General features: G+C 70.1%; 15 protein-coding genes. 3 read left to right on the forward strand and 12 right to left on the reverse strand.

The window, feature by feature from the left end:
* Positions 1–10: 10 nt before the first annotated feature.
* The 3 genes from glmS to ACWCV9_RS15680 all read right to left on the reverse strand — a co-directional run bounded on the left by glmS (position 11) and on the right by ACWCV9_RS15680 (position 3,045).
* The gene (gene glmS / locus ACWCV9_RS15670; RefSeq protein ID WP_385843773.1) at positions 11–1,828 is read right to left on the reverse strand and encodes a glutamine--fructose-6-phosphate transaminase (isomerizing); all 1,818 of its coding nucleotides are present in this window, start codon (positions 1,826–1,828) and stop codon (positions 11–13) included.
* Positions 1,829–1,841: 13 nt separating this feature from the next.
* Positions 1,842–2,099: a hypothetical protein gene (locus ACWCV9_RS15675; protein ID WP_385843774.1), complete on the reverse strand. Its 258-nt coding sequence runs from the start codon at positions 2,097–2,099 to the stop codon at positions 1,842–1,844.
* A gap of 85 nt (positions 2,100–2,184) precedes the next feature.
* Positions 2,185–3,045 carry a DUF4429 domain-containing protein gene (locus ACWCV9_RS15680; RefSeq protein ID WP_450787034.1) on the reverse strand — a complete coding sequence of 287 codons (861 nt, stop codon included), beginning with the start codon at positions 3,043–3,045 and terminating at the stop codon, positions 2,185–2,187.
* Positions 3,046–3,107: 62 nt separating this feature from the next.
* Here ACWCV9_RS15680 and ACWCV9_RS15685 point away from each other — a divergent pair, with 62 nt between their 5' ends.
* Positions 3,108–4,703: a beta-N-acetylhexosaminidase gene (locus ACWCV9_RS15685; RefSeq protein ID WP_450787036.1), complete on the forward strand. Its 1,596-nt coding sequence runs from the start codon at positions 3,108–3,110 to the stop codon at positions 4,701–4,703.
* On the opposite strand, the gene ACWCV9_RS15690 is transcribed toward ACWCV9_RS15685, so the two are convergent.
* The 7 genes from ACWCV9_RS15690 to ACWCV9_RS15720 all read right to left on the reverse strand — a co-directional run bounded on the left by ACWCV9_RS15690 (position 4,679) and on the right by ACWCV9_RS15720 (position 12,474).
* Positions 4,679–6,463, reverse strand: coding sequence for an IucA/IucC family protein (locus ACWCV9_RS15690; RefSeq protein WP_450787037.1), 1,785 nt, complete (start codon positions 6,461–6,463; stop codon positions 4,679–4,681). The two genes, ACWCV9_RS15685 and ACWCV9_RS15690, sit on opposite strands and share 25 nt — an antisense overlap.
* Positions 6,460–6,984, reverse strand: a complete 525-nt coding sequence (locus tag ACWCV9_RS15695; RefSeq protein WP_450787038.1) for a GNAT family N-acetyltransferase — start codon at positions 6,982–6,984, stop codon at positions 6,460–6,462. Before ACWCV9_RS15695 ends, ACWCV9_RS15690 begins: the two co-directional genes overlap by 4 nt.
* Entirely contained in the window at positions 6,981–8,273 is a 1,293-nt protein-coding gene (locus ACWCV9_RS15700) for a lysine N(6)-hydroxylase/L-ornithine N(5)-oxygenase family protein (protein ID WP_450787039.1), read from the reverse strand. The genes ACWCV9_RS15695 and ACWCV9_RS15700 overlap by 4 nt, the downstream gene beginning before the upstream one ends.
* Positions 8,257–9,699, reverse strand: coding sequence for a lysine decarboxylase DesA (desA, locus tag ACWCV9_RS15705; protein ID WP_450787040.1), 1,443 nt, complete (start codon positions 9,697–9,699; stop codon positions 8,257–8,259). The genes ACWCV9_RS15700 and desA overlap by 17 nt, the downstream gene beginning before the upstream one ends.
* 112 nt (positions 9,700–9,811) lie before the next feature.
* Positions 9,812–10,633, reverse strand: coding sequence for a siderophore-interacting protein (locus ACWCV9_RS15710; RefSeq protein ID WP_450787042.1), 822 nt, complete (start codon positions 10,631–10,633; stop codon positions 9,812–9,814).
* A 20-nt stretch (positions 10,634–10,653) separates the two neighbouring features.
* Complete coding sequence (locus ACWCV9_RS15715; protein ID WP_450787043.1) at positions 10,654–11,691, reverse strand: ABC transporter substrate-binding protein; 1,038 nt, start codon at positions 11,689–11,691, stop codon at positions 10,654–10,656.
* 96 nt (positions 11,692–11,787) lie between these two features.
* Positions 11,788–12,474: a VOC family protein gene (locus ACWCV9_RS15720; protein WP_450787045.1), complete on the reverse strand. Its 687-nt coding sequence runs from the start codon at positions 12,472–12,474 to the stop codon at positions 11,788–11,790.
* Between the two features lie 102 nt (positions 12,475–12,576).
* Between ACWCV9_RS15720 and ACWCV9_RS15725 the strand changes: the two genes are divergently transcribed.
* Positions 12,577–13,314 (forward strand): phosphotransferase, encoded by a 738-nt coding sequence (locus ACWCV9_RS15725; protein ID WP_450787047.1) that lies wholly within the window; start codon positions 12,577–12,579, stop codon positions 13,312–13,314.
* 40 nt (positions 13,315–13,354) lie between these two features.
* On the opposite strand, the gene ACWCV9_RS15730 is transcribed toward ACWCV9_RS15725, so the two are convergent.
* Together ACWCV9_RS15730 and ACWCV9_RS15735 are read right to left on the reverse strand one after the other, a co-directional pair.
* Entirely contained in the window at positions 13,355–13,813 is a 459-nt protein-coding gene (locus ACWCV9_RS15730) for an NUDIX hydrolase (protein WP_450787049.1), read from the reverse strand.
* Positions 13,814–13,923: 110 nt separating this feature from the next.
* The gene (locus ACWCV9_RS15735; protein WP_450787051.1) at positions 13,924–14,370 is read right to left on the reverse strand and encodes an ATP-binding protein; all 447 of its coding nucleotides are present in this window, start codon (positions 14,368–14,370) and stop codon (positions 13,924–13,926) included.
* A gap of 187 nt (positions 14,371–14,557) precedes the next feature.
* On the opposite strand from ACWCV9_RS15735, the gene ACWCV9_RS15740 reads away from it, so the two are divergent.
* Positions 14,558–15,844: an XRE family transcriptional regulator gene (locus tag ACWCV9_RS15740; RefSeq protein ID WP_450787052.1), complete on the forward strand. Its 1,287-nt coding sequence runs from the start codon at positions 14,558–14,560 to the stop codon at positions 15,842–15,844.

Genomic DNA, 15,844 nt, shown 5'->3' on the forward strand with positions numbered 1-15,844 from the left:
AGGGGGGCGGCTACTCCACCGTCACCGACTTCGCGAGGTTGCGGGGCTTGTCTATGTCCCGGCCCAGGGCCTTCGCCGTGTGGTAGGCGAGGAGCTGGAGGGGGATGCCCATCAGGATCGGGTCGAGCTCGTCCTCGTTCTTCGGGACGACGATCGTCTGGTCGGCCTTCTCCTGGTGCTGGTGGGCCACCGCGAGGATCTTGCCGCTGCGGGCCTTGATCTCCTCCAGGGCCGCGCGGTTCTTCTCCAGCAGGTCGTCGTCGGGGACGATCGCGACCGTGGGCAGGGCCGGCTCGATCAGGGCCAGCGGGCCGTGCTTCAGCTCGGAGGCGGGGTAGGCCTCGGCGTGGATGTAGGAGACCTCCTTCAGCTTCAGGGAGGCCTCGCGCGCCACCGGGTAGCCCCGGACGCGGCCGATGAAGAGCATCGAGCGGGCGTCGGCGAACTGCTCCGCCAGCTTCCTGATCTCCTCCTCCTGCTCCAGGATCTCGGCGATCTGCCCGGGCAGCCGGCGCAGACCCTCGATGATCCGCTTGCCGTCACGGACCGAGAGGTCGCGGGTGCGGCCCAGGTGCAGGGCGAGCAGCGCGAAGGCGACGGTGGTGTTGGTGAAGCACTTGGTGGAGACCACGCAGACCTCGGGGCCCGCGTGCACGTACACGCCGCCGTCGGCCTCGCGGGCGATCGCGGAGCCGACCACGTTGACGACGCCGAGGACCCGCGCGCCCTTGCGCTTCAGCTCCTGCACGGCGGCGAGGACGTCGTACGTCTCACCGGACTGGGAGACCGCGATGTACAGGGTGTCGGGGTCCACGACCGGGTTGCGGTAGCGGAACTCGGAGGCCGGCTCGGCGTCGGCGGGGATCCGGGCCAGCTCCTCGATCATCTGGGCGCCGATCATGCCCGCGTGGTACGAGGTGCCGCAGCCGAGGATCTTCACCCGGCGGATCCGGCGGGCCTCGCGGGCGTCCAGGTTGAGGCCGCCGAGGTGCACGGTGGAGAAGCGGTCGTCGATGCGGCCGCGCAGCACGCGGTCCACGGCGTCGGCCTGCTCGAAGATCTCCTTGTGCATGTAGGTGTCGTGGCCGCCCATGTCGTACGACTCGGCCTCCCACTCCACGGTGGTGGGCTCGGCGGTGGTGCGCGTGCCCTCGGTGGTGTAGGTGCGGAAGTCGTCGGCCTTGAGGGTGGCCATCTCGCCGTCGTCCAGGGTCACTATCTGACGGGTGTGGGTGACCAGGGCGGCGATGTCCGAGGCGACGAACATCTCCTTCTCGCCGATGCCGAGGACGACCGGGGAGCCGTTGCGGGCCACCACGATCCGGTCCGGGAAGTCGGCGTGCAGCACGGCGATGCCGTAGGTGCCCTCGATCACCCGGACCGCCTGGCGGACCTTGTCCTCCAGCTTCTCGGCGGTGGAGCGGGCGATCAGGTGGGTGAGCACCTCGGTGTCGGTCTCGGAGAGGAACTCGACACCGTCCGCCTCCAGCTTGCGGCGCAGGTCGGAGGCGTTGTCGATGATGCCGTTGTGCACGACGGCGACCTTGTTGTCGGCCGACATGTGCGGGTGGGCGTTGACGTCGGAGGGGGCGCCGTGGGTGGCCCAGCGGGTGTGGGCGATGCCGGTGGTGCCCTTGAAGCGCGCCGGGACCTTGGCCTCCAGGTCGCGCACCCGGCCCTTGGCCTTGACCATCTTCAGGCCGGGCGCCTTCGGGGAGGTGACGACGATGCCCGCCGAGTCGTAGCCGCGGTACTCCAGCCGCTGGAGGCCCTCCAGCAGGAGGGGGGCCACGTCACGCTTCCCGATGTATCCGACAATGCCGCACATATATACGTATCTCTCAGCCGTAGACCATGCGGCGCAGCTGCCGGAGGGTCAGCTCCGGCGGTGCCACCGCCCGGTATCTCAGGTCCGCCTCGATCCGTTCGAAGATCTCCGTGTTCACCAGGCCCTGGGCCTGGAGCTCGCGGTGGCGGCGACGGACGAACTCCTGGATCGTCTCGTCGAAGTAGGCGAGCACGTCCTGGATCACCCGCAGCGCCTCGCCCCGGTTCAGGGGCGTCGAGCGCGTCAGATGATCAACAAGTTCGTCGTGCACCCGGTAGATCCTGGGGTACCGGACGCGGTTTCGCAAGAATCGTGCCCGATTTCGGGCAGAGGCACCGGCTGATGTGGTCTGCGTCTCACATGCGCCGCAGAATCGCCTGCTTGGCCAGCGCGAACTCCTCCTCCGTCAGGATGCCCTCGCGGTGCAGCTCGCCCAGCTCCCGCAGCCGCCGCAGCAGCGCGTCATGACTGTCGTCGTGTATGTCCGTGGACAGTTCCTTCTGTACGGGTATGTCCTTCGCCGGGTGCGGCAGCCGAGCCTGTACGGCGGCGGCCACCAGGGCCATCAGCGGGTCCTTCTTGAACCCCCACAGCTCGATCGCGTTCGGGTCGAACTTGGCCGGAGCGGTCGCCGGGGCGCCGCGCACCAGGAAGCGGAGGTGGCCGTTCTCCAGCCCGACGGCCGGCTGCCAGGCCACGCCGGTGAGGTCCGCGAGCGGGATCGTCCGCGGGCCGGTGGCGGCCTTGGCGCCCTCGGTCTTCCAGTTCCACTCCAGCCGCACCCGCTGCCCGTCGAAGCTCGCCGTGCCGTCGCCGGCCGAGGCGGACACCGGCAGGGCCGGACCCGGCAGCAGATACTCGTCCACCGGGTCCGCGGAAACCTCCTCCAGCAGCAGGGCGTTGCGGACCTCCTCCGCGAAGTACTCGGCGACGCCGTACCGGTCGGGCTCCACGGTCAGCTGATAGGGGTCGAGCGGGTCGGCGAGCCGGCCGCCGGTCGCCTGGAGCAGCGGATCGGCGCCGTCGCGCAGCCGCAGTCGCAGCCGCCCCGACCGCCGGCCCTGCTCGAAGGCGATCCCGGCCAACGCCCGCAGCGGCACGACCAGTTCGCCCAGCTCCCGGCGGAACGGGTCGACGCCCTTGTCCCGGCCCGGAGTCAGCCGCAGAGTGTCCGCCTCGAAGGCCCAGGTGCCGTCCTTCTGGATGATTTCCGCCATGGAGGGATTGTTTCACCGGATCTGCGGGACAGTGGTCTCGACCACATCCGAAGGGAGCGCAAGTGAGACGCGACCACGGCACGACTCCCCGCATCACCCGCATCCTCGGCGCCCTGCTGCTCGCCGCGGCAGGCGTGTCCACCCTCACCGCCGCACCCCCGGCCGCCGCCGCACCGGCCCTGCCCGGCCGGGTGATCCCGGCGCCCGCCTCGGTCACGCCGGGCAAAGTGCCGTACCGCATCACCCGCGCCACCCAGGTGCACGCCGACGACTCGGCCGAGGTCCGCCGGATCGGCGGCTACCTCGCCGGCCTGCTGCGACCGTCCACCGGCTACCGCCTGCCGGTCACAGGGCCGGGTACCGGGGGAATCCAACTGCGCCTGCGCAAAGGCTACTTCGGGGCGGAGGGGTACCGGCTGAGCAGCGGTCCGCTGGGCGTGACCCTCACCGCGAGCGCGCCCGCCGGTCTCTTCCACGGCGTGCAGACCCTGCGTCAGCTGCTCCCGGCGGCCGTCGAGCACAGAAGCGTGCAGCCCGGCCCGTGGGTGGTCCCGGGCGGCACCATCGAGGACCGGCCCCGCTACGCCTACCGGGGCGCCATGCTCGACGTCGCCCGGCACTTCTTCACCGTCGCCCAGGTCGAGCGCTATATCGACCAGCTCGCCCTCTACAAGATCAACGAGCTGCATCTGCACCTCAGCGACGACCAGGGCTGGCGCATCGCCGTCGACTCCTGGCCCCGCCTGGCGGCCTACGGCGGTGGCACCGAGGTGGGCGGCGGCCCCGGCGGCTACTACACCAAGGCCGACTACCGGCGGATCGTGCGCTACGCGGCCGCCCGCTATCTGGAGGTCGTCCCGGAGATCGACATGCCGGGCCACACCAACGCGGCCCTCGCCTCCTACGCCCCGCTGAACTGCGACGGCGTGGCACCCCCGCGCTACACCGGTACCCACGTCGGCTTCAGCTCGCTGTGCGTGGGCAAGCAGGTGACGTACGACTTCGTGGACGACGTCGTCCGTGAGCTGGCGGCGCTCACCCCCGGCCGCTACCTCCACATCGGCGGCGACGAGGCCCACTCCACCAGCCACGCCGACTACGTCACCTTCATGGACCGGGTGCAGCCGGTCGTCGCCCGGTACGGCAAGAAGGTCATCGGCTGGCACCAGCTCACCGGCGCCCGCCCGGCCCCGGGCGCCCTCGCCCAGTACTGGGGCCTGGACGGCACCAGCGCCACGGAGAAGGAGCAGGTGGCGCGGGCCGCCCGCAACGGCACCGGACTGATCCTGTCCCCGGCCGACCGGATCTACCTCGACATGAAGTACACCAAGGCCACCCGGCTGGGCCTCACCTGGGCGGGCCTGGTGGAGGTGCGGCGGTCCTACGACTGGAACCCGGGCGCCTATCTGCCGGGGGCGCCCGCGTCGGCGATCAGGGGCGTGGAGGCGCCGCTGTGGTCCGAGACGCTGAAGACCTCCGCCGACCTCGAGTACCTGGCGTTCCCGCGCCTCGCGGGCGCCGCCGAGCTGGGCTGGTCCCCGGCGGCCAGCCACGACTGGGACGCCTACAAGGTGCGGCTGGCGGTCCAGGGCCCGCGCTGGGACGCCCTGGGCATCACCTACTACAGGTCGCCTCAGGTGCCCTGGCCGGCGCGCTGAGCGAGCGGGTTCCTGAGCGTGCCGACGAGCTGGAGCGCGCCGGACGGGTCGGCGAGGTCCACCATCTGGCGGTTGTTCCGCAGCTGGAGCCGGTTGAGGCAGGACAGCGCGAACTCGGGGGCGAAGATGTCGTACTGCCGGAACTTCTCGGCCAGTTCCGGCGCCGACTCCTGGTACGCGCGGGTGACCTCGGCGACCGTGCCCCAGAACTCGTCCTCGGTCAGGAACCCCTCCTCGGCGAGGTGCGCGGCGAGGAACCGGAAGAAGCAGTCGAAGACATCGGTGAAGAGCGACAGCAGCTTCTGGCCCTCCGGGACCTCGACGCGGATCCGCCGCACCTCGGGCGGCAGCACCGCGTCGGGGTCCATCACCACGATCTCCTCGGCGATGTCCTTGTACACCGCCCGCTGCACCACGCCGTCCTTGAGCACCAGGATGACGTTCTCGCCGTGCGGCATGAACGCCAGGTCGTAGGCGTAGAAGCTGTGCAGGAGGGGGGTGTAGTAGGCCCGCAGATAGCGCCGCAGCCACTCGGCGGGGGCGAGCCCGGAGCGGGTGATCAGCGCGCCCGCGAAGGAGGCGCCCTCGTGGTCGGTGTGCAGCAGGGAGGCCATGGTGGCGAGCGACTCGCCGTCCCCCAGCGAGGCCACCGGGCTCTCCCGCCACAGGGCGGCCAGCATCTTGCGGTACGGCGAGGAGCGGTCGGTGGCCCGCTCGTACTCCAGGTGCCGGTAGCCGACGGCCGCCCGCTCCCGGATGATCGTCAGCCCCGTCGACTTCAGCACCGGGTCGTTCTCGACCAGCTGGGCCAGCCAGTCGTTGATGGCCGGGGTGGCCTCCATGTAGGCGGCGGACAGGCCGCGCATGAAGCCCATGTTGAGGACGGACAGGGCCGTCTTCACATAGTGCTTCTCGGGGTGGGTGGTGTTGAAGAAGGTCCGGATCGACTGCTGGGCCAGGTACGCGTCGTCGCCCTCGCCGAGACAGACCAGATGGCGCCGGGCCACCTCGGCGGCGAAGGTGACGGAGAGCTTGTTCCACCACTGCCACGGGTGGACGGGGATGAGGAGGTAGTCGTCCGGGTCGAGCCCCTGGCCGGTGAGGACGGCGCGGAAACGGTTCAGCGTGGTCTCGCCCAGCTCCTCCCGCAGGAACGTGTCGTACTCGATCCCCGCCCCCGCCGTGAACGCGGCCCGCGACCGGTGCGCGGCCAGCCACACCAGCCGCACCGGGCTCGCGGTCTCCGGCGCGTACGACAGGTACTCGTGGACGCCGAACCCGAGCCGCCCGTTGTTCGCGACGAAGCAGGGGTGGCCCTCGGTCATCCCGGTCTCGATGGCCTGGAAGCCGCTGTCCGCCAGCTCGGCGGAGGTGATCCGGGGCTTGGTGAGCTTGTAGCAGGTGCCGGAGAGGGTGGAGGAGATCTCCTCCAGATAGACCGGCAGGATCTCGTCGCTCAGCCCCAGCGACTCCTTCAGTTCGATGAAGAAGTCCAGTGCGGTCAGCGGGAGTTCGGCGCCGTCGCGGTGCCGGGTGACGGACTCGGCGTCGACCTGCCAGTGGTCGAGGGCGCGGCGGACGGCCCGGAACCGGTAGACGGTGAGCCCGTCGTCGCTGCGGACGGCATACCCCTCGCCGTCCGGCTCGGGGGTGATCAGGCGCTCGTGGGCGAACTCCGCGAGCGCCTTGCGTATCAGCAGGCGGTTGGCGGTCGCCCAGCGCTCGGGGGAGAGGTGGGCCACGGCGTCGGCGAGGTTCATGCGGCCACCGCCCGCAGGAAGTCCTCGCGGGTGCAGAAGCTCAGCAGGGCCTTCTTCTCCGGCTTCTGGATCTCCCGGTCGGGCACGAACCCGACGGCCTTGTTCAGGGCGTGCACCGCCGTGTTGCGCACATCGGGTTCGACCACGACCCGGGTGACGGCCGGGTCCGCGAAGAGGTGCTCCATGACGGCGGTGATGACGGCCCGGGTGAACCCGTGCACCGGGGTGTCCGTGGGCGCCACCAGGAAGTGCATGCCGATGTCGCCCGGCTCCGGCTCGTAGAGCCCGGCCAGCTCGCGGTGTGCGGGGTCGTACCGCTCCATCAGGAAGACCGGCCGGCCGTCGTGCAGCCCGAGGAACGCCTCGTGGTGCTCGTCGGCCGCGATCTCCAGGTAGGTCCGCTCGACGTCCTCCAGCCGGGCGTCCTGCATCATCCAGAACGCGGCCTTGAGGTGCGTGACCCAGCCGTGCAGCAGCTCGGCGTCCTTCAGCGGGTCGAGGGGACGGATGGTGAAGGTCATGCTCCGAACTCCTGGAAGGCGATGGTCTTCTCGACCGGGTAGTACTCGGTGCCGAGCAGCTCGCGGATGATGTACGCGTTCCGGTACGGGCCCATGCCCAGGTCCGGAGAGGTGATGCTGTGCGTGTGGACGCCGGCGTTCTGGAGGAAGACGCCCCGGCCGGTGTGGTCGACGGAGTAGTTGCGGGCCACGTCGAAGCGGCCGTGGCCGTCGAAGCGGAGCCGGTCGCGGATGGGGTCGAGGAAGGCCGGGGGCGTGTAGTGGTAGCCGGTGGCCAGCACCAGCGCCTCGGAGCGGATCTCGAAGTCCTTGCCCTGCTCGTCCTGGCGGAAGCCGAGGGCGAAGGCGCCGTCGGTGTGCGCGGCGCTGGTGAGCGAGGAGTTGGTGAGCAGCCGGGTGGGCACCGGCCGGTCCCCGCTCTCCACGTTCTTCTGGTAGAGCAGGTCGAAGATCGAGTCGATCAGGTCCGAGTTGATCCCCTTGAACAGGCCCTTCTGCTGCTTCTCCAGCCGGTAGCGGGTCTCCTCCGGCAGGGCGCGGAAGTAGTCGATGTAGTCCGGGGAGGTCATCTCCAGGGTGAGCTTGGTGTACTCCAGCGGGAAGAACCGTGGGGAGCGGGTGACCCAGTTGAGCTGGTAGCCGTGGTCGTCGATCCCGGCCAGCAGCTCGTAGTAGATCTCGGCGGCGCTCTGCCCGCTGCCGACGATCGTGATGGACCTCTTCCGCTGGAGCTCGGCCTTGCGGTGCATGTACTGGGAGGTGTGGACGACGTCGCCGGACAGCCCCCGGCACGGCTCGGGAACGAAGGGCACGGTCCCGGTCCCGAGGACCAGCCGCCGCGCCCGGTACGTCCGGCCGCCCTCGGCACGGACGACATACACCTCGCCCGTCTCGTCGTACGACACCTCGGTGACCGTGGTGCCGAAGCGGACGCAGCTCAGCTGGCCGGCCGCCCAGCGGCAGTAGTCGTCGTACTCCACCCGCAGCGGATAGAAGTTCTCCCGGATGTAGAACGAGTACAGTCTGCCCTTCTCCTTCAGGTAGTTGAGGAAGGAGTAGGGGGAGGTGGGGTCGGCGAGGGTGACCAGGTCCGACATGAACGGGGTCTGGAGATGGGCGCCGTCGAGGAACATCCCGGAGTGCCACTCGAAGTCGGGCTTGGACTCCAGGAAGACGCCGTCCAGCTCGGCGATCGGCTCGGTGAGGCAGGCGAGGCCGAGATTGAAGGGGCCGAGCCCGATCCCCACGAAGTCGTAGGTCTTCTCCGGGGCTTCAGCAAGCGCGGTCAAGGGACTCTCCCAGGTACTGCTCGGCATGGCCGGCGATCAGGTCGAGGACGGCCGCGATGTCGGCCGTCGTGGTCTCGGGGTTGAGCAGGGTGAACTTCAGGTAGTGGCGGCCGCCGACCGTGGTGCCCGCGACGACGGCGTCCCCGGAGGCGAACAGGGCTTTGCGTGCGTAGAGGTTGGCGCGGTCGATCTCGGCGGGGTCGGTGACGGCCGCGGGGATGTAGCGGAAGACCAGGGTGGACAGGGTGGGCCGGACCACGACGTCGTAGCGCGGGTCGGCCGCGAGCAGCTTCCAGCCCTCGGCCGCCAGGTCGCACACCTCGTCGAAGAGGGCGCCGATGCCGTCCGCGCCCATCACGCGCAGCGTCAGCCACATCTTCAGGGCGTCGAACCGCCGGGTGGTCTGGAGGGACTTGTCGACCTGGTTGGGGATGCGCTCGGTCACCATGCGGCGCGGGTTGAGGTAGTCCGCGTGGTAGGTGGCGTGCCGCAGGGTGGCCGCGTCCCGGACCAGCAGGGCGGAGGAACTCACCGGCTGGAAGAAGGACTTGTGGTAGTCGACGGTGACGGAGTCGGCGCGCTCGATACCGTCGATGCGGTCCCGGTACTTGAGGGAGGCGAGCAGTCCGCAGCCGTAGGCGGCGTCCACGTGCATCCACACCCCGTACTGGGCGCACAGCGCGGCGATCTCCGGCAGCGGGTCGATGGAGCCGAAGTCGGTGGTGCCGGCGGTGGCGACGACGGCCATCGGCACCAGGCCGTCCCGGGTGCAGCGCTCCAGCTCGCGGGCGAGGGCGACGGTCTGCATGCGCTTGTCCTGGTCGACGGGCACGGTGACCACGGCGTCCGGCCCCAGCCCGAGCAGTTTCGCGGACTTCTGCACGCTGAAGTGGCCGGCCTCGGAGGCGAAGATCCGCAGCTTCCCGGGCTGCTCGCTCTTCGCCTCCTCCCGGGCCAGCAGCAGCGCCTGGAGGTTGGACTGGCTGCCGCCGGAGGTGAACACGCCGTCGGCGGCGGGGCCGAGCCCGATCCGCCGGGCCGTCCAGTCGACGATCCTGCGCTCGATGAGCGTGCCGCCGGCCGACTGGTCCCAGGTGTCCAGCGAGGAGTTGACCGCGGAGAGCACGGCCTCGCCGAGTACCGCGGGGATGACGACGGGGCAGTTGAGGTGGGCGAGGTAGCGGGGGTGGTGGAAGTAGACCGCGTCCTTCAGATAGACCTCCTCCAGCTCGTCCAGGACGGCGGCGGTGTCGCCCAGCGGGCGGTCGAGGTCGATCGCGTCGACGCGCGGAGTGAGGGCGTCGACGGTGACGCCGGTGAACGGACGGTCGGTGGTGGCGAGTTTGGCCGCCACCCGCTCGACTCCTTCGGTCACGGAGCGGCGGTAGTGCTCCGCGGTGAGGCCATTGAGCAGGTGCGAGCGCATGTGGGGGTCCTCCGAGGGGACAGTCCGTGCGGGGTTGAGCTTAGGTTAGCCTAACCTAAGTTCTTTGGATCAAGGCATGCGTGATCCGTGACCGGCGTCACGCGCAGGGGAGTTACCCGGCGGCCCGCAGCTGGTCCTCCGTCATGCCCTGCCGCCAGTACCCCACAAAGGTCACCCGGCGCCGGTCGACCCCGCACTCCCCGACGAAGTGCCGTCGCAGCGCCTTCACCCGACCGCTCTCCCCGGCGAGCCACACATACGGCCGTTCGGCGCGGGGGAGCGGGGCGGCTCGTACGGCATCGACGGCCATGGGGGACCCGTCGTGCCGTACGAGCCACGTGATCTCCGCGTCCGCCGCCGTGCGCACGTCCTGGATGTCACCGGCGTGCGGCACCTCCAGCCAGGCCCGGACGCGGGTACCGGCCGGAAGGGCCTCCAGGACCGCGGTCGCGGCGGGTACGGCGGTCTCGTCACCGCACAGCACCACGAGATCCGTGTCCTCGGGCGGCCGGAACCGGATGGCCCGGTTGTCGGCGACGGCAGGACCGAGCAGCAGCACCCGGTCCCCGGCCGTGGCCCGCTCGGCCCAGCGGGAGGCGGGCCCGGCGGGCCGGTGCAGGGCGAAGTCGACATCGATCTCGTCGGGGTCCCGGCGCAGCGCGCGCAGCGTGTACGACCGCATCACCGCCCGCACGTCATCGGGCAGCTCCCGCCACCCCTGCCACCACTCGTCCCCCAACTCCAGCGGCACGACGGGCGCCTGCTGCCCCGGGTGCGGCAGGAAGAGGGACAGCGACTGGTCGTATCCGTCGGACCGGAAGGCGTGCAGATCGGGTCCGCCGAAGGTGACCCGGACGAGAGACGGCCCCAGCCGCCTCGTCCGTACGACCTCGAGAGAGAAGAACCGGAAAGGGGCGGCTACGGCCGTCGTCATGGGGGGCTCCTGTGTGTCGCTCAGCTGACCTTCTTGGCCTTCTCCAGCGCCTCGGCGAGGTTCGTCAGCAGGGGCACGCACTTGTCGTACGACAGGATCGGCTCGGGGGACCGCGCGATGACCTGGCCCGCCTTCACCGCGGGCAGCTTCTTCCAGGTCGGCTTGGTGATGTCCGCGGGCTGGATGGCCGACGACCGGTCGTCCATCATGATGATGTCGGCCGGGTACTTGTCGACGTTCTCCCAGCTCAGCGACTCGTACCAGCCGCCGCCCTGCTTCTTCGCGCTCTCCGGCGGCTCCACGAAGTTCACGCCGAGGGCCTTGAAGTACTCCAGGTCGATGGAGAGGTTGGTGCCGGAGACGTAGAACAGCTGGTCGCTCGCGCTGCCGGCCATCACCTTGATGCCGGGCTTGGCCTTGGCCGCCGCGCGCAGCCGGGCGGCGGCCGCCTCGAACCGCTTCTTCGCGTCCGTCGCCTTCTTCGCCTTCATGTCCGCGCCCAGCGATGCGGCGAGGTCCCACATGCGCTGGAGCGGCTGGGTGAGCTGGCGGTCGTAGACGGAGAGCGCGACGCTGGGCGCCAGCTTGGCGATCTTGTCCTTGGACTCCTCCGGGACGTACCAGAGGGCGCCGGCGCCGTCGAACATGGTCGTGATGAGCACGTCCGGGGCGAGGGAGGCGTACTTCTCGATGTTGAACTGGCCCCAGGTGTTGCCGAGGACCGTCACCTTGCTGACATCCATGTCGCCGGCCTGCACATCGGGCTTGCCGTCCGAGGTCTTCGTCGGGCCGAACACGCCCTTGACCTGGATGCCGTAGTCGTAGAGCGCGGCGCCGACCCCGGTGAACGCGACGATGTTCGCCGGGACCCTGTCGAGCTTCACCGTGGTGCCGCGGTCGTCCTTGAAGGACCAGGGCCCGGACGCGCCGTTCTTCGCCGTGCCGCTGCCTTTGCCCTTGCCGTCCCCGCAGGCGGCGAGCGCGGCACCGAGGCCGAGGGCGCCGCCCGCGGCGAGGAGGCCGCGACGAGTCGGGTGGGAAGCACGGGCGTTGGGCATGGGTATGACTGCTTTCGACCGGGGCGAGGCGCCCGCCGGACACGTTCGAAGGTAGGTTAGCCTAACCTCAGTCGATCTCCCAGGGGGCGTTCCTGTTCACTCCCCTCCGGGCGGGCCGGCCACACCGACACACGCCTCGTTCCCCTCGGGGTCGGCCAGCACCCAGTTCGACGGCGCGTCGGCGTCGTTCACCAGACGGCCCCCGGCCGCGAGCGCCGCGGCGATCCGCGCCTCGGCCTGGTCGTACGGCACCCACACGTCGACGTGCACCCGGTTGCGCTGCGGACGCGGCGCGTCCATCCGCTGGAAGTAGAACGGCGCCCCGCGCCGCCGCGGGTCGATCAGGTCCTCCCCACTGCCCGCCCGCTCCTGATAGCCGAGCAGCGCCCGCCAGAACGCCACCACGTCAGGACCGGCGAGGGCGTCGACGGTGACCTGGACGGTCTGCACGGCGGACGGATCGGCCGGTACGCCCAGCGCACGAGCCACGTCGGAAATCCGCCGGGCCAGCTCCACGTGCCGTTCGGTCAGCCCGTAGTAGTCGTCCGTGACCGCGATCAGTCGTACGGTCACCCCCTCCTGCCGCACATCCACATCCGGGTGCTCGCCGTCACCCGCCGGTATCTCACTGATCGCCTGCACGAACCGGGCCCCGGCCACGAACGACCCGGTCCGGAAATACGCACACGCCCCCTCACCCACGACCCGCCAGTCCTCGACCCCGGCACTCCGGTGGAACTGCTGCGGCCTGATGCGGTGGGTATTGCTCGGTGTGTTGGTCATGGGAGGACGGTAGTGGGCTGCTCTGACAAGTCCCGGGGGCCAGTCGTGACTTCGGCGCGGCCCCATGCCGAGGGGGAGGCGGCGATCAGGCAGGCTGGGGGGATGGCTGAGTCACCCTTGTCCGGAGGTTTCGTCAATGCGGTGGTGCGGGTCGGGGACACAGTGCGCCGGCCGGTCTCGGCGCGTACGGGGTTCGTGGGGGAGCTGCTGAGGTTGCTGGAAGCCAGGGGCTGGAGTGGTGCTCCGCGGTATCTCGGTGTGGACGACGAGGGCCGTGAGGTGCTCGGTTACCTCGAGGGCTATGTGGCATGGGAGCCGCGACAGCCCGCCGCCGTGTCCTCGGACGCAAGTCTGGTGGCGGTCGCCCGGCTGGTGCGGGAGTTCCACGACCTGACGGCCGGGACCCCGCTGGCCGGTGACCGGGAGGTCGTGTGTCACAACGACCTGTCGCCGAAGAACACCGTCTACCGGCTGCGCGGGGGCGAGCTTCGGCCGACGGCGTTCATCGACTGGGACCTCGCCGCGCCGGGCGCGCGGATCCATGACATCGCCCATGTCTGCTGGCAGTACCTCGGCCTGGGCCCCTCGGTCACCGACGTCGGGGAGGCAGCCCGGCGCACGAGGCTGATCGCCGACAGCTACGGGCTGTCCGACCGGCAGGATCTCGTGGCCACGATCCTGTGGTGGCAGGACCGGTGCCGGCGGGGCATCGAGGCCGGGGCCGACGCGGGTGACGTCGCCATGGCCCGGCTCCGTGAGGCGGGGGCGGTGCGGGAGGTTCAGGCGGCCCGCCAGTGGGTCCGCGACCACCGGGAGGTGTTGGAACGCTCACTGAGGTGAGCAGGTGCTCCAGGATCTGTGCGGATTCGGCACCGTTCGACTATGACTCGGTGGCGGCCCTGTTTGCGAGCAGCAGTGCCAAGGGGCCGCCCTGGAGGAGGAAGCGGCCCTCGTCGACGGCCTTGAGCGCGTCTTCCAGAGACCACCACATGAGCGTGAAGTCCGCTTCCCACGGCATGAGCTGCGGTGGCCCGAGGGTGAGCTGCGTGGCCTCGAACAGGTGCAGTCTGGCGGGCGAGTCGGGGACCATGACGTACGAGCCCAGGGGCCGCCAGGACTCGGCGACGACGCCGGCCTCTTCGAGGAGCTCGCGGCGGGCGCACTCCTCAGGCATCTCGCCGGATTCCGCCTTGCCGCCGGGGAGGAACAGGTACTCGCCTCCATGCCGGGGGAAGGCTGCGGTCAGGACGGCGACCCGTCCTTGACCGTCGCGTGCGACGATCACGGCGGCGTCGGGCTTGGTGTCACTGCCGTGGGCGTGGTCCTTGCTTACGGTCAAGACGTGCTCCTTCCATGGACGTACGTCGTGGCTGACGAAGGCGGTGACCGCAAGGACTTTGTGTGGCGGCCGGGTGGTCTCCTTCAGCACCTCGTCCAAGCCGTCGAGGATCACCGGGTGGCCTTGAGTTCCGCCCAGGTCTCCTTGCCCCAAGGTCCGCGTCTGGGATGGCTGCCGAGCAGGGTGTAGCCCCAGCGCTCCGCGAGCGCGTCGATGAGGAGCAGACCCCGGCCCGATTCCGAGTCGGCATCGGCCGGGCCGAGTGCAGGCAGGCGCGATGGTGCCCGGTCCACCACTCCGATGTGCACCCGCCTCGCGGTCGGCCGCTCGATGAGCAGACGAATCGAGCGGCACGGGGTGTGCCGGGCGGCGTTCGCGACCAGTTCCGAGATGATCAGCTGGGCCGGCTCGGTGAGGTCATCGAGGTGCCAGGCACCGAGGGCGTCACGGACGAGCTTGCGGCCACGCTCGGCCGTCTGCGGCTCGCACGGGAAGGTCTGGGTGTAGGCGGGAGGGCCGACGTGGGCGGCCGCAACGGGCGTACTGACACTCGTCATGGGGGAGTGAGCCTTCGTCGTTGTCTCGGTGCTCGGCTCGCCCCTTGGTGGGGCGGCCGGTAACCAGGCAACTCCCGCGCGAGTCCATTTGGTTAGGCAGATTCGGCGGCCATCCGTCGGACCTGCATAGGGCGATTTGGGTCTTCATTTGCCTGACGGAGCGAGACGGTGACGCTACGGTGCGTGCATGAACACCACGCGCAACACCGCTCTCGAGGCGTGGATGAAAGAGCACGGGTACAGCTCCAACAGCCTGGCTGACGCCGTGAACACGGCTATTGAGCGGCTTACGGGGCGTGCGGGCGGGCTGGACGGCTCATCGGTCCGGGACTGGAAGGCAGGCCGGGTCAAGTGGCCCAAGTCGGCTACACGTCGGGCGCTTGAGGATGTCACCGGCCTGACCGCTACCGCCTTAGGGTTCGTGCCGCGGGGCCGGATTCCATCCGCGTCAGCCCCACGGCAGGAGGACCTCGACATGAAGCGCCGAACCCTCGTCGGCGGCATCGCGGCTGCTGTCGCAGCAGTGGCGGCCCCTGGCGCCGCCGTACCCCGCCGTATCGGCATGAGCGACATCGAACGGCTCCAGCAACGATTCGCCGAGATCATCGCCAGCGACCAGTGCCACGGCGGGCAACGCGGCCTGGAGTACCGGGCCGCCGCGCTCGCCGACGAGGCACTGAACCTCCAGAACGCCGGGAGTGCCACCCAGCGTGTGCGCAGCAATGTGTACGCAGCCGCAGCGGCATTTCGCTCCTCGGCGATGTGGGCAGCCATCGACGGTCGCCGCTATGGCGATGCCGAGGCGCATATGAGGGAGGCCCAGTCGCTCGCCGAACTCTCCGGCGACCAGGCGATCAAGTTCCGCATCTGGAGCCATGCAGGAACTCTGTACCGGCACATGGGCCGACCAGCCGATGCACTCGCGGCTAACGACGTCGCCCGCAACCTGCACATCACACGCCGCGACCCTCTGTTTGCCTGCCTGGGGCACGCTCGCCAGGCCGCCACCCTCGGGCTCGTCGGCGACACCGCATCCGTGCAGCGGGCCCTCGGCTGCGCACAGGCCGCACTTGAGCGCGCCGATCCAGACCTGCCCCGACCGGTGTGGATGGCCGCGGTCCGCAGTGGAGGAGAGCTTGAAACCCTGGCGCTCGCCGCGCACCTGCGCCTGGGAAACTTTGCACAGGCCGAAACGCATGCCCATCGGAGCCTGACCCTGCTCCGCCCTCAGATGCGGCGCGACCGTGCCATCAACACGACCCGGCTGGCAACCGCCCAACTGGGGCAAGGTGAGGCGGAACTGGCCGTTGCCACGGTGATGAAGGTCCCCTCCGACATTGCTACCCAGCACGCCCGGGTGACGGGCATGTTGGAGGAGTTCGGGGCCGCACTGCACAGCGCCGCACCCGGCGGCCACATCGTGCAGGCATGGAACGAGCACGCCCGTGAAGCTCGGAAAACGCCCTGGGCGTGA

Source organism: Streptomyces sp. NPDC001606, from assembly GCF_053596835.1.

Bases quoted from the DNA above. Each gene is read 5' to 3' on its own strand.
- ACWCV9_RS15690 (WP_450787037.1), bottom strand. From the start codon at position 6,463: ATGAACCTCGCCGACGCCGTGGCCCACCTCTCCCCCGAGCGCTGGGCG.
- ACWCV9_RS15715 (WP_450787043.1), bottom strand. From the start codon at position 11,691: ATGCCCAACGCCCGTGCTTCCCACCCGACTCGTCGCGGCCTCCTCGCC.
- ACWCV9_RS15720 (WP_450787045.1), bottom strand. From the start codon at position 12,474: ATGACCAACACACCGAGCAATACCCACCGCATCAGGCCGCAGCAGTTC.
- ACWCV9_RS15695 (WP_450787038.1), bottom strand. From the start codon at position 6,984: ATGACCTTCACCATCCGTCCCCTCGACCCGCTGAAGGACGCCGAGCTG.
- ACWCV9_RS15735 (WP_450787051.1), bottom strand. From the start codon at position 14,370: ATGACGAGTGTCAGTACGCCCGTTGCGGCCGCCCACGTCGGCCCTCCC.
- glmS (WP_385843773.1), bottom strand. From the start codon at position 1,828: ATGTGCGGCATTGTCGGATACATCGGGAAGCGTGACGTGGCCCCCCTC.
- desA (WP_450787040.1), bottom strand. From the start codon at position 9,699: ATGCGCTCGCACCTGCTCAATGGCCTCACCGCGGAGCACTACCGCCGC.
- ACWCV9_RS15710 (WP_450787042.1), bottom strand. From the start codon at position 10,633: ATGACGACGGCCGTAGCCGCCCCTTTCCGGTTCTTCTCTCTCGAGGTC.
- ACWCV9_RS15680 (WP_450787034.1), bottom strand. From the start codon at position 3,045: ATGGCGGAAATCATCCAGAAGGACGGCACCTGGGCCTTCGAGGCGGAC.
- ACWCV9_RS15740 (WP_450787052.1), top strand. From the start codon at position 14,558: ATGAACACCACGCGCAACACCGCTCTCGAGGCGTGGATGAAAGAGCAC.
- ACWCV9_RS15725 (WP_450787047.1), top strand. From the start codon at position 12,577: ATGGCTGAGTCACCCTTGTCCGGAGGTTTCGTCAATGCGGTGGTGCGG.